Genomic DNA, 5,407 nt, shown 5'->3' with positions numbered 1-5,407 from the left:
GGAGCGGTCGCGCCGGTCGGCGGAGCGGTCGTCGCGCTCGTGGCGCGCCGGCTGCGGCGGGCCCGCGGAGCGGTCGTGCCCGCGCCCGGCTCGGTGCTGTCGGTGCCCTGCGCTGCGGTCTCGGGGGTGCGGTCGTCTGCCACGGAGTACGTCTCCTGGCCCGGATCGGCCACACTCGCCGGCCCGGGCGGGTCGGTCGTCACTGACGCGGTGCGCCGCGACGGAAGTCTGTCGTCGGACCGGACGGGTGGGCGGAGACCGGCGCCAGCCTGTCCGGCGCACCGACCCCGTCCCGGGCGAACAGGTCGCCCGGGGAGGCTGGTGCAGGACGGCGGCGCCTGGCGGTCGCGGACCACGTCCGGCAGTCGTCTGCCGCCCGGGAGACGGTGTGGCGACCCCCGAGCTTGCCGGAAGTATCGCACAGCAGGGACCTCGGACCCATGCAGCGGCCGACGGCGCGCCGCGCCGACCTGGGCGGAGGTGACGGGCTGTCACATCGCAGGACGTTCGTCCCACGATCATCCGGCGCCCTGCTCCCTACCGTCGACGGGTCGGATCGTGACAGTGCTCGGAGTGCTGGGAGGCACCGTGGACGCCCTGGACCTGGCGAGGTGGCAGTTCGGCATCACCACCGTCTACCACTTCATCTTCGTCCCCCTGACGATCGGGCTCGCGCCCCTCGTCGCCATCATGCAGACGGCCTGGCACCGCACGGGCGACGAGCGGTGGCTCCGCCTGACGAAGTTCTTCGGCAAGCTGCTGCTCATCAACTTCGCCATCGGCGTCGCGACGGGCATCGTGCAGGAGTTCCAGTTCGGCATGAACTGGAGCGAGTACTCGCGGTTCGTGGGCGACGTCTTCGGCGCACCGCTCGCGATGGAGGCGCTGGCCGCGTTCTTCGTCGAGTCCACGTTCCTGGGGCTGTGGATCTTCGGCTGGGACAAGCTGCCCCAGCGCGTCCACCTGGCCACCATCTGGGCCGTCGCGATCGCCACGAACCTCTCCGCCTTCTTCATCCTGGCCGCCAACTCCTGGATGCAGCACCCCGTCGGGGCCGTGCTCAACGAGGAGACCGGGCGCGCGGAGATGGTGGACATCGGCGCCGTCCTGACCAACCCCACCCTCCTGGCCGCCTTCCCCCACACCATCACGGCGGCCTTCCTGACGGCCGGCACGTTCGTCGCGGGCATCGGTGCCTGGTGGATGGTGCGGTCCGTGCGCCGCGGCGACGAGGCGACCGCCCGGGTGTACCGCAGCGCCGTCGTCCTGGGCACCGTCACGATGCTCGCCGCCGGGGTGGGCGTCGCCGCCTCCGGCGACTGGCAGGCCAAGCTCATGTTCGACCAGCAGCCCATGAAGATGGCGTCCGCCGAGGCGCTGTGCGAGGGCGAGACGGGCGCCGCCTTCTCCCTGCTGACGATCGGCGACCTGAGCAACGACTGCGAGGGCGTCCGGCACGTGCTGACGGTCCCCGGCCTGACCTCCTACCTGGCCTCCGGCACGTTCGACTCCTACCTGCCCGGTGTGGAGGAGCTGCAGGAGCGGTCCGAGGTGCTCTACGGCGAGGGCGTGGACTACCGCCCGAACCTCGCCGTCACGTACTGGAGCTTCCGGCTCATGATCGGCCTGGGTCTGGGCTCGGCGGCGCTCGCCGCGGCCGTCCTACTGCTCCTGCGCCGCCGCGCCGTCGTCGGGACGCGGTGGTTCGGGACGCTCGGCCTGGCCGCCCTCCCGACGCCGTTCCTGGCGTCCTCGTTCGGCTGGGTCTTCACCGAGATGGGTCGCCAGCCGTGGGTGGTCGCGCCCAACCCGAACCCGAGCGGCGTCGACGGCGTGTGGATGCTCACCGCCACGGGCGTCTCCACGTCCGTCCCGGCCGGCATGGTCCTCACGTCGATGATCGGCTTCACGCTGCTCTACGCGGTGCTCGCCGTCCTGTGGTTCCGGCTCATGGTCCGCTACGCCGTCGAGGGCGTCGCCGCGACCGAGACGGACCCGAGCCCGGAGGCGCAGCGCCTCGCCGCCCAGAACCCCGACGACGGCGCCGACAAGCCGCTGTCCTTCGCGTACTGAGAGGCCACGACCATGGACCTGCCCACCGTCTGGTTCGTCCTCATCGCCGTCCTGTGGACCGGCTACCTCGTCCTGGAGGGCTTCGACTTCGGCGTCGGGATGCTGCTGCCGGTGCTCGGCCGCGGGGACCGCGAGCGCCGGGTGCTCATCAACACGATCGGCCCGGTGTGGGACGGCAACGAGGTGTGGCTCCTCACCGCCGGCGGCGCGACCTTCGCGGCCTTCCCGGAGTGGTACGCCTCGATGTTCTCCGGGTTCTACCTGGCGCTGTTCCTCATCCTGCTCGCGCTGATCGTCCGCGTCGTGGCCTTCGAGTGGCGCGGCAAGATCGACGACCCGCGATGGCGGTCGTGGGCGGACCGGGCCCTGGTCGTCGGCTCGTGGGTCCCGGCGGTGCTGTGGGGCGTCGCCTTCGGCAACCTGGTGCGCGGCGTCCACCTCGACGCGGACCACCAGTACGTCGGGACCTTCCTGGACCTGCTCAACCCGTTCGCCCTGCTGGGCGGCGCCACGACGGCGCTCCTGTTCCTCACCCACGGTGCCGTCTTCCTCGCCCTGAAGACCGACGGGGAGGTCCGGGAGCGGGCCGGTGCGCTGGCCGAGCGGCTGGCGGTCGCGACGCTCGTCGTCGCGGGGGCGTTCGCCGTGTGGGCCCAGCTCGCGTACTCGGTGCCGTGGACGTGGGCCGCCACCGCGGTCGCGGCCCTCGCGCTGCTGGCGCTCGTCGCCACCACGCGCGCCCGTCGGGAGGGCCAGGCGTTCGTCGCCTCCGCCGTCACGATCGTCGCGGCCGTCGTGCTCGTCTTCGGCTCGATGTACCCGGACGTCATGCCCGCGCTCGAGCCCGGGAGCTCCCTGACGGTCGACAACGCCTCCTCGACCGACTACACGCTCACGATCATGACGTGGGTCGCCGTCGTCCTCACCCCGGTCGTGCTGCTCTACCAGGGCTGGACGTACTGGGTCTTCCGCAAGCGCCTCACGGTGGAGCAGATCCCCGCGCACACGGGGCTGACCTTCGACCGCGTGTGAGGCCCCTCGACCCACGGCTCCTGCGACGGGCCCGCTCGGCCCGGCGGTACGTGCTGCTCACCGCCGGGCTGGGCGCCCTGACCGCCGCGACGGTCATCGCCCAGGCCCTCCTGCTCGCGCACGCCCTCGCGCCCGTGGTGACCGGCCGGGCCACCCTCGCCGGGGTGACGGGGCCGCTCGCGGGACTCGCGGCGGTCCTGGGCCTGCGCGCGGTCCTCGTCGGCCTGCAGGAGCGGTGGGCGCACCGGGCGGCCACCCGGGCGGTCGCGGAGCTCCGCGAGCAGGTCGTCCGCCATGCCGTGGCGCTGGGGCCGCGACGGCTCCCGGAGGACCCGGCGTCGGTCGCCACGTTCGCGACCCGGGGCCTGGACGCGCTGGAGCCGTACTTCGTCCGCTACCTCCCCCAGCTGCTCCTGGCGGCGACCGTGACCCCGGCGGGCCTCGCCGTCGTACTGGGGCTGGACTGGATCGCCGCGCTGACGATCGCCGCGACGCTGCCGCTCGTCCCCCTCTTCATGTGGCTCATCGGCGTGATGACGCAGCACGCCGCCGACCGGCGCCTGGCGACCATGACCCGGCTGGGCGGGCAGGTGCTGGACCTGCTCGCCGGCGTGCCGACGCTGCGGGCCCTCGGCCGCGAGCGCGGACCGGCCGCCCGGGTGCGCGACCTCGGCGACGCGCACCGCCGCGCGACGATGGGCACGCTGCGCGTCGCCTTCCTGTCCGGGATGGTGCTCGAGCTGCTGACGACGCTCTCGGTCGCGCTCGTCGCCGTCGGGGTCGGCTTCCGGCTCGTCTACGGGCACCTGGACCTCACGACCGCCCTGGCGGTGCTCGTCCTGGCACCCGAGGTCTACCTCCCGCTGCGCCAGGTGGGTGCCCACTTCCACGCCTCGACCGACGGCATCGGTGCCGCCGCGCGCGCCTTCGCGCTGCTGGAGGTGCCCCTGACCCGGGCGGACGCCGGTGGGCAGCCCCCGGACCGTCCGCGCCCGCCCGTCGACGCGCCCGACCTGCGGCGCACCACCGTGCGCCTGGTGGGTGTCGACGTCGAGGCGCCCGGCCGCGCCGTGCTGGCTCCCGCCGGGCTGGACCTCGAGCTGCGACCGGGTCGCGTCGTGGCCCTCACCGGCCCGAACGGCGCCGGCAAGTCGACCGCCGCGGGCGTGGTCCTCGGCCTCGTCGAGCCGACCCGCGGACGCGTGCTCGTCGGCGACGTCGATCTCGCGGACGTGGAGCGCGCGTCCTGGTGGCGGCAGGTCGCATGGGTGCCGCAGCGGACCACGCTCGAACCGGGGACGCTCCGGGAGGCCGTCACCCGGGGCCGGGACGTCCCGCCCGCCGCCCTCGCCGACGCGGCCCGGCTGGTGGGTCTGCTCGACGTCGTGGAGGACCGCCCCGACGGCTGGCTGACCGCGGTCGGGCAGGGCGGGGTGGGCCTCAGCCTGGGTGAGCGGCAGCGCGTCGCCCTGGCGCGGGCGCTGCTCGGTGACGAGCCCCTCGTCGTGCTCGACGAGCCGACGGCCCACCTCGACGCGGACACCGAGGCCGGCGTCCTGCGGGCGGTCGCGCGGCTGCGCGAGCAGGGTCGCACGGTGCTGCTCGTCGCCCACCGCCCCACCCTCGTCGCGGCCGCGGACGAGGTGGTCCGGGTGCGCAGCGTCGGCACCGCCGGACCGGCGCCCGTCACCGACCGGGGCCTCGCGGAGCGGGCGGTGACCGCATGAGGCCCACGGACCCGCTGCGGCGGGCGATCCGGCTGCTCGAGGTCCCGCCGCGGCGGGTGGTGGCCGCGGTCGCCGCCGGCGCGGGGAGCCTCGGCTCCGCGGTGGCGCTCGCGGCGGTGTCCGCCTGGCTCATCGCGCGCGCCTCGCAGATGCCGCCCGTCATGGCGCTGACCGTCGCCGCCGTGGCGGTCCGCGGCTTCGGCGTCTCCCGGGGGCTCCTGCGCTACGTCGAGCGCCTGTGGTCGCACGACGTCGCCCTGCGGGGCATGGCGACGCTGCGCACGCGTGTCTACGAGCGACTCGCCGCCGCGGACCCCGCGACCCTGGTCTCGCTGCGGCGCGGGGACCTGCTCGCGCGCGTCGGCGCCGACGTCGACGCCGTGGGGGACGTCGTGGTGCGGGGCCTGCTGCCGATGGCCGTGGCAGCCGTCGTCGGGGTGCTCTCCAGCGTCCTGGTCGGCGTGTTCCTGCCGGCCGCGGGCATCGCGCTGGCCCTGGGCCTGCTCGTCGCGGGCGTCGTCGCCCCGCGCCTCGCGCACCGCGCCGCCCAGGCCGCCGAGGACCGCTCGGCGCAG

Annotated in this window: 4 protein-coding genes; all 4 read left to right on the top strand. The window is 74.8% G+C overall.

What is annotated here, in order from left to right; all coding sequences use genetic code 11:
• The first annotated feature begins 588 nt into the window (after window positions 1–588).
• Window positions 589–2,073, top strand: coding sequence for a cytochrome ubiquinol oxidase subunit I (locus N866_RS15955; protein ID WP_034228183.1), 1,485 nt, complete (start codon window positions 589–591; stop codon window positions 2,071–2,073).
• A 12-nt stretch (window positions 2,074–2,085) separates the two neighbouring features.
• Window positions 2,086–3,105 carry a cytochrome d ubiquinol oxidase subunit II gene (cydB, locus tag N866_RS15950; protein ID WP_034228181.1) on the top strand — a complete coding sequence of 340 codons (1,020 nt, stop codon included), beginning with the start codon at window positions 2,086–2,088 and terminating at the stop codon, window positions 3,103–3,105.
• Window positions 3,102–4,832, top strand: coding sequence for a thiol reductant ABC exporter subunit CydD (cydD, locus tag N866_RS15945; RefSeq protein ID WP_034228179.1), 1,731 nt, complete (start codon window positions 3,102–3,104; stop codon window positions 4,830–4,832). The genes cydB and cydD overlap by 4 nt, the downstream gene beginning before the upstream one ends.
• The coding region (locus tag N866_RS15940) for an ABC transporter transmembrane domain-containing protein (protein WP_034228177.1) at window positions 4,829–5,407 on the top strand (579 nt) is incomplete at its 3' end. The genes cydD and N866_RS15940, both read left to right, overlap by 4 nt.

The organism is Actinotalea ferrariae CF5-4, from assembly GCF_000603945.1.
Lineage (GTDB): Bacteria > Actinomycetota > Actinomycetes > Actinomycetales > Cellulomonadaceae > Actinotalea > Actinotalea ferrariae.
The sequence above is the reverse complement of the archived record's forward strand: the minus strand, read 5'-3'. Positions and strand labels throughout refer to the sequence as shown.